Source organism: Methylobacterium sp. ap11, from assembly GCF_900110515.1.
GTDB lineage: Bacteria > Pseudomonadota > Alphaproteobacteria > Rhizobiales > Beijerinckiaceae > Methylobacterium > Methylobacterium ajmalii.
Genome location: NZ_FOEB01000051.1, coordinates 1 through 5,832, shown reverse-complemented (window position 1 = coordinate 5,832; position 5,832 = coordinate 1). Strand labels below are relative to the sequence as shown.

Below are 5,832 nucleotides of genomic sequence, written 5' to 3'. Positions count from 1 at the left end.
GACGGCAAGCCCTACCGCTCGCTCAAGCGCCACCTCACCTCGCAGGGCATGACCCCCGCCGAGTACCGCCAGAAGTTCGGCCTGCCGCACGACTACCCGATGGTCGCCGCGACCTACGCCGCCGCACGTTCTGAGATGGCTAAGAGTCTAGGCCTCGGGCAGCGGCGGCGCGACGCCGCGGCGGCTCGTAGGGCAGTGGCGCAAACTGAACCTGCGGCAGCGCCGGCCCGCCGCGGGCGGCCGAAGAAGGCTGAAGCCGCTGCACCGTGACATTAGCCCGTGTGCGACAGGGTAGAGCCAACACCCTGTCGCCCTGGCCTCCCCCAGGCTCAAAAACCAATCAGCTTGAGCGTGCGAGGGTCCGCACCGGGTGGCTTGCAGCCATTGCCGGTCGGTCAGCGCTGCGTCTGCTTCTTGGGTGAGAGCCGAAATTCCGCGACCCGGCGTGGTAGCTCGCGCAGCAGTGCGGTGCGCCGGTAGGGCGAGAGCTTCCGCCACGCCTTGATCCCCGGGACGGTACGCCCGCAGCCCACGCACCAACCCGTGCGCCCGTCCCACCGGCACACCCCGATGCAGGGGTCATCCTTCTTCATGGTACGAGGCCTCTCCGCCTCTGCGGCAATGTCCGCACTCGATAGTATATAGGGTACCCCCCTATATGACCCAACAGGAAAGACCTTCGATGTCCCACACCGTCAAGGACAAGACCAAGCTGCTGGCGCGGGTGCGCCGGATCAAAGGGCAGGCCGAAGCCGTCGAGCGGGCCTTGGAGGCCGAACTCGGCTGCACAGACGTCCTGATGCTGGTCGCCTCAATGCGCGGGGCTATCAACGGTCTGACCGCCGAGTTGATGGAAGATCACATCCGCCACCACGTCGTGAACCCAGACGCCGAGCCGGACCCCGACCGCGCCAAGGGCGCGGCCGAGCTGATCGAGGTGGTGCGGACCTACCTCAAGTGACGAGACCTCATGACCTCATTGACTGACCTGCTCGCGCAGGGGACCGCGCACGCTTGGCTCTTCGTGCCGACCGCCATCCTGCTCGGCGCCCTGCACGGGCTTGAGCCCGGCCACTCCAAGACGATGATGGCGGCGTTCATCATCGCCGTGCGCGGGACGGTCACGCAGGCGGTGTTGCTCGGGCTGGCGGCGACCCTCTCGCACACGGCGGTCGTATGGCTGATCGCGCTCGGCGGGCAGTACTTCGGGCGCGAGTATGCGGGCGAGGCCTCCGAGCCGTACTTCCAGCTCGCCTCCGCGGTTCTCATCGTCGGCATTGCCGTCTGGATGCTCTGGCGCACGTGGCGCGAGCAGCACGAGGACCACCATCACCACCACGACGAGGCGCAGCGCGTCACCACGCGGGATGGCGTGTTCGGGCTCCAGGTGTTCGAGGACGGCGTGCCCCCGCGCTGGCGGCTCACCCGCGAGAAGGGCGTGCTGCCGCCGCCGCAGCGGGTGATGCTCGAAACGGTGCGCCCGGACGGTTCGCGCCAGACCTTCGGCTTCGTACGCCAGGGCGACGTTTTGGAGAGCCAGGAGACGATCCCGGAGCCGCACACCTTCACCGCACACCTGCGGCTCGACGGTGCGCAGGGCTCGGAGACCCACGCCATCGCGTTCGAGGAGCACGACCATGGGCATGACCACGACCACATGAACCTCGGCGACGAGGACGATGCGCATGCCCGCGCGCACGCGGCCGACATCCGTAAGCGCTTCGAGGGGCGCACCGTCACCACGGGCCAGATCGTCATGTTCGGCCTGACTGGCGGGTTAATCCCGTGCCCGGCCGCGATCACGGTGCTGCTCCTGTGCATCCAGCTCAAGCAGCTCTCGCTCGGCTTCGTGCTGGTGGTCTGCTTCTCGATCGGGCTGGCGCTGACGATGGTCTCGGCGGGCGTCCTGGCCGCGCTGAGCGTGCGCCACGTCCAGAAGCGCTGGTCCGGGTTCAGCGACTTCGCTCGACGCGCGCCGTACATCTCGGGCGTGCTGATAGTGCTCGTCGGCCTCTACACTGGGTGGCTCGGCTACCAGGGCATCCAGCGCGGCTCGGTCGAACACGCGGCCGAAGCGGTTGTCCAGTAAAGCTCCTGACCTTGCTACGTGGCGGCGCGTCCGCTTCGCGGCAGGAGCAGCCATCAGATCGCAGCACCACGAAGGACCGCTGAGGGTCGAAAGCGGTCCCTCGCATGGTCAAGCTGACGAGGATTTGACCCTAGATCTGCACGGGGTTCACAGGAGGCTTTAGAACCTCCCGTTGACCCTCGTCCTCGGCATCAGAGGGCTTTGTTCAATCGTCCAGCTGCGAATATTGGCTGAACTTCCTCTGTTTGGCAAATCGATCGTGGTCGAGATAATTGCCAGCTAGGCATGTATCATTGATATGGGCTCGTTGATAATTTTTTGAAACTACTCGCACATATGGAAGTTGATGCCCGTCAATCCTGGGCGGGATCCAATGCCGATCGCCAACTCAAGCTTCACCGAAGCCAACGTCCCTACTCGCAACTTCGGTAGTGAACACGATCCCGTTCTTGATGGCGTCACTCGTAGCCTTAAAGCGCTGTTTCCGCTTATCCACCAGCTTGCGAGCCGGGGCGAGGATCCATAGGTGGTGCAGGACGATCGCGAAGCGTAGCGGTCCATAAGACAGCGGACATGTACGATTTTTAACTATTCAATTGCGCGCAATCATCATAAGGGTGCGGTGTCTCACTGTTCTCCCCCGTTCGGTGAGGCCGGCGGGTTGAGCCTCACCCCGGTAGGGGTTCAGCCCGCCACTCTCGATCGCCCGCGATTGAGGGGCGCCCTGGCGCAGGTCTTCGCAATCGAAGCCCTCATGTGAGGGCGTGGCCGGGCTGCATGAGCCTCAGGGATCGAGGCGTAGCCCGCTGACCGACAGGGTGGCGGTGTAGACCGGCTTTCGCGCCTCGTCGCGGACCACGGCCAGAGAGACGTGATCGCCATCACGGGGCATCCGATTGAGAGCTATAGCCGGCAGGGTCCACTCGGCCTGTGCGATCGCCTCATTGAGGGAAGCCAGTTCGATACCCAAATCGTCCCGGTCGCAATGCCCATCCTGAACGTCAAGGAAATAGCGAGGCATGCCTACCCTGGCTGTGCAGCCGCCGCTCTGACGGTTGTCCGGCGACGATCCTTGGCGTGTTAGAGCATCGTTGCACTTAAAATGATGTTTTCTTAACGTTAATGAGGCCTATCATCTCCGTGTGGTGAAAACCGAAGCCAGGACGGGCGACGTTGAGCGCGATGGGTGAAACACAGCGATGGCTCCACCCTCCCACGGATCGCGATCGGATCGACGTCGTCGCTCACGATCTCTACGAGCGCAATCGTCGGCAGATCCCGAGCTTCCCCGCCTGGGACGATCTCGACATGACCGACCCTGGGCACGCCAATCTGATCCGGCTCGGCTACGACTGGGCCCGAGACTTCCTGGTGACAAGCAGTACGGAAGAGGGGTGAGGCGCGGCCACAATCCCCGCCGAGCCTACAGCACCGCCGACGCCCTCGGCACCTCGCTCAACCCAGTCTTGAACCACGTTCAGTGGTGATGTCTTGCGGCCGACCCGAACCACGGGAGACACAAGTGAGGCGCGCCCTCGATGAAAAGTTCTTGCCGAGAGTGTCTCTAGGTGATTCCTGCCAACCAAGCGCCTTACTGTTGCAGCGTCCTGCAGGGCATGTAAGAGATGGCTTTCAACTTTGATTGGTTTTGAACCCCAGAACCTGATTTAAATTCGCGAGTGAGGCAAGTCTATCATAATGGTAACGCGATCGGACACGTCCGTCGTCGGCGAGGCGCCAGAGGAAGAGATCACGTTTATGCCGAGTTGATAAAAGGCAATCGCTTAGAGCAGCTCGATGACATACACACGACTTTCAAGGCGGCACTGATGCAGCTCGTAAAATGCAGAACTATTCAATGACCTATTTTTCCACTGATCACCGCTATCTGGACACCATCGCCCGGGAGCTCCACGAACTGATGCGGCGGCTTGCTCCGGGTCGCCCAGCCTGGGAGGATCTGAACGCAGCCAACGCCTCCGACGCAGAGATGATCTGTATGGCACGCGAGATGGCCCGGGATTTCATTCCCGCCTCGCGTGCCTACGCCACAGCACCACTGGAACGGTCAGCGCTCCACTGATCCGTCGCCGCAATCCGTGCGCTCCTGTGATGAGGGCGGCCGCAGGATCGCACTGCCATCGGCGCACTATGCTCCGGCGCAAGGCAATAGGCGATCTGTTTCAGGGGCCGGATCCGGTAGCGCGACCTGATCACGATCCCGTTGATGCTGCGCGATTTTCCAGCACTCTACAAATTCCTAATGGAACCCTATCGCTCGGTCCGTATTGATCGGTATCAGCATGTCATCTCTACCGAGATGCAGATAGAGTTTCTATTTCTCCACAGGTACTCTACTGTCTTTACCGATGAAATAATTTTTATTGTAATGATATAAAAAATACGTCATCTGGCAATACATAACAACCCTAGGAAGGCTGTCTTCTTAGGCTTTTGCTAGCCTAAGATGGAGAGTTCCATGTTTTTTGTTATGACGTCAGCGATCGCAGCAGGCTTGGTGACTGTTGCATGGCTTGCCGATGTGGGTTGGCTGCAATCGCTTCCTTTTGCCATACTTGCGAGCGCGGTGGGAGGTGCTTGCGGCTACGGTCTGAGAAAGCTCATTCGTTGGTAGCATTACTAACCTACTGGTTTTTTCCACTTTGCCCCATATGCTGTAGCTGGCGTGTCGCATTGAGTATCGCCCCCGCGACCTCTCGCGATAGGCAGGCCAGGCCGGCGCAGTCTGAACAGCTTCCCGTTCGTCCCGGCCTACCAGCTGCTGGGTCGAGCTTGCCCCCAGGAACTGCTAAGTCCGTTCGACAGCAAGCCCGCCGAACCGGGGAGCAGGGATGCCGATCCGGCCGGAGCACCGCTTCTTCTACCCCATCGACTGGCCCCAGCTCTCCGACGCGATCCGCTTCCGCCGGGCGCGGGGCCGGTGCGAGGAATGCGCCCGTCCGCACCTGCAGCGGGTCTTCCACCTGGGCGACGGCCGGTGGTGGGATGCCGAGATCTCAGGCTGGCGCGACGGCCGGGGACGCAGACTCCGGCAGCGGCTGCGCAACGAGGACCTGCTTGCCCGGATCCGCATCACGAAGGTGGTGCTGGCGGCAGCTCACCGCGACCACGACACGGCCAACAACGAGGACACTAACTTGGCAGCGTTCTGCCAGCGCTGCCACATGCTGCACGATCGCGACGTGGGATTGCCCCGTTTCTGTGGTTCTTGCTCGTTTTGCGTGGATGGCGGTGGATTGACTCGGGCCGCTGAAGGGTGAGCCTGCCCTCCCCATCGTGGATGGGCATGGATATCTCCCTCGCCATCCCCGAGTGTCGTGTCGCGCGGTTCGTAGAGCAGCACGAGGATCACCTCATCATCCCTGTGCGACTGGACGCAGCCAGCGGCCGATGTCCCGATTGCGGGCAGGCGAGCCGGTCCGTCCATAGCCGCTATCACCGCCAGCCCGCCGACCTGCCAGTGTCGGCATCGCAGACCAGGCTCCGCATCGAGGTGCGGCGGTTCTACTGCCTCAACCCGGCCTGCCGACGCCGGACCTTCGCCGAGACGCCCATGACCCTCCTCGCACCGCGCGCCCGGCGCACGCGGCGGCTTGGCGAGGCGCAGGCCAGGGTCGGCCTCGCCTGCGGCGGTGCAGGTGGCGCGCGTCTCCTCACGCACCTCCACATGCCGGCAAGCCGCGCGACCGTGCTGCGGCTCGTCACCCGCATGCCGATGCCCG

General features: G+C 62.9%; 9 protein-coding genes. 7 read left to right on the top strand and 2 right to left on the bottom strand.

Annotation, left to right across the window (positions count from 1 at the left end):
- A partial coding sequence (locus tag BMX97_RS31780; protein WP_177202420.1) for a MucR family transcriptional regulator occupies window positions 1-270 on the top strand: 270 nt, incomplete at its 5' end.
- Window positions 271-395: 125 nt separating this feature from the next.
- Here the strand turns inward: BMX97_RS31780 and BMX97_RS31775 are convergent.
- On the bottom strand, window positions 396-593 hold the full coding sequence (locus tag BMX97_RS31775; RefSeq protein WP_091755075.1) for a DUF1289 domain-containing protein: 198 nt from the start codon (window positions 591-593) through the stop codon (window positions 396-398).
- 89 nt (window positions 594-682) lie between these two features.
- On the opposite strand from BMX97_RS31775, the gene BMX97_RS31770 reads away from it, so the two are divergent.
- Entirely contained in the window at window positions 683-961 is a 279-nt protein-coding gene (locus BMX97_RS31770) for a metal/formaldehyde-sensitive transcriptional repressor (protein ID WP_091755074.1), read from the top strand.
- 9 nt (window positions 962-970) lie between these two features.
- Window positions 971-2,089, top strand: a complete 1,119-nt coding sequence (locus BMX97_RS31765; RefSeq protein ID WP_091755073.1) for a nickel/cobalt efflux transporter — start codon at window positions 971-973, stop codon at window positions 2,087-2,089.
- 784 nt (window positions 2,090-2,873) lie between these two features.
- On the opposite strand, the gene BMX97_RS31760 is transcribed toward BMX97_RS31765, so the two are convergent.
- Window positions 2,874-3,110 carry a DUF6894 family protein gene (locus tag BMX97_RS31760; protein WP_091755072.1) on the bottom strand — a complete coding sequence of 79 codons (237 nt, stop codon included), beginning with the start codon at window positions 3,108-3,110 and terminating at the stop codon, window positions 2,874-2,876.
- A gap of 152 nt (window positions 3,111-3,262) precedes the next feature.
- Between BMX97_RS31760 and BMX97_RS31755 the strand changes: the two genes are divergently transcribed.
- From BMX97_RS31755 to BMX97_RS31745, 4 genes are all read left to right on the top strand, one after another.
- Complete coding sequence (locus tag BMX97_RS31755; protein ID WP_143074780.1) at window positions 3,263-3,487, top strand: hypothetical protein; 225 nt, start codon at window positions 3,263-3,265, stop codon at window positions 3,485-3,487.
- A gap of 460 nt (window positions 3,488-3,947) precedes the next feature.
- Window positions 3,948-4,172 (top strand): hypothetical protein, encoded by a 225-nt coding sequence (locus BMX97_RS32615; protein WP_143074779.1) that lies wholly within the window; start codon window positions 3,948-3,950, stop codon window positions 4,170-4,172.
- A 769-nt stretch (window positions 4,173-4,941) separates the two neighbouring features.
- The gene (locus BMX97_RS31750) at window positions 4,942-5,370 is read left to right on the top strand and encodes a hypothetical protein (RefSeq protein ID WP_244538762.1); all 429 of its coding nucleotides are present in this window, start codon (window positions 4,942-4,944) and stop codon (window positions 5,368-5,370) included.
- 26 nt (window positions 5,371-5,396) lie between these two features.
- Window positions 5,397-5,832 (top strand): transposase family protein (locus BMX97_RS31745; RefSeq protein ID WP_177202419.1); only part of this gene is annotated, 436 nt, incomplete at its 3' end.

Coding starts and splice junctions, on each gene's coding strand:
- BMX97_RS31765 (WP_091755073.1), top strand. CDS start 971: ATGACCTCATTGACTGACCTGCTCGCGCAGGGGACCGCGCACGCTTGG.
- BMX97_RS32615 (WP_143074779.1), top strand. CDS start 3,948: ATGACCTATTTTTCCACTGATCACCGCTATCTGGACACCATCGCCCGG.
- BMX97_RS31775 (WP_091755075.1), bottom strand. CDS start 593: ATGAAGAAGGATGACCCCTGCATCGGGGTGTGCCGGTGGGACGGGCGC.
- BMX97_RS31760 (WP_091755072.1), bottom strand. CDS start 3,110: ATGCCTCGCTATTTCCTTGACGTTCAGGATGGGCATTGCGACCGGGAC.
- BMX97_RS31770 (WP_091755074.1), top strand. CDS start 683: ATGTCCCACACCGTCAAGGACAAGACCAAGCTGCTGGCGCGGGTGCGC.
- BMX97_RS31750 (WP_244538762.1), top strand. CDS start 4,942: ATGCCGATCCGGCCGGAGCACCGCTTCTTCTACCCCATCGACTGGCCC.